The sequence below is a fragment of the Anoxybacillus sp. ST70 genome (genome assembly GCF_019553625.1).
Taxonomy (GTDB): domain Bacteria; phylum Bacillota; class Bacilli; order Bacillales; family Anoxybacillaceae; genus Anoxybacillus; species Anoxybacillus gonensis.
On record NZ_JAHZOF010000050.1, the window covers coordinates 1 to 255 of the forward strand.

The 255-nt window shown below is 52.5% G+C and carries 1 rRNA gene; it reads right to left on the reverse strand.

The annotated features are described in order from the left end of the window. A 23S ribosomal RNA gene (locus K1I43_RS15545) occupies positions 1 to 251 on the reverse strand; the annotation flags it as partial. Between the last annotated feature and the right edge of the window lie 4 nt (positions 252 to 255).

Genomic DNA, 255 nt, shown 5'->3' on the forward strand with positions numbered 1-255 from the left:
GCCGCTACTCAGGGAATCGCTTTTGCTTTCTTCTCCTCCGGGTACTTAGATGTTTCAGTTCCCCGGGTGTGCCCTCCATACGCTATGGATTCACGTATGGATACTGCCCCATTACGGACAGTGGGTTTCCCCATTCGGAAATCTCCGGATCAACGCTTACTTACAGCTCCCCGAAGCATATCGGTGTTTGTCCCGTCCTTCATCGGCTCCTAGTGCCAAGGCATCCACCGTGCGCCCTTTCTAACTTAACTAAAC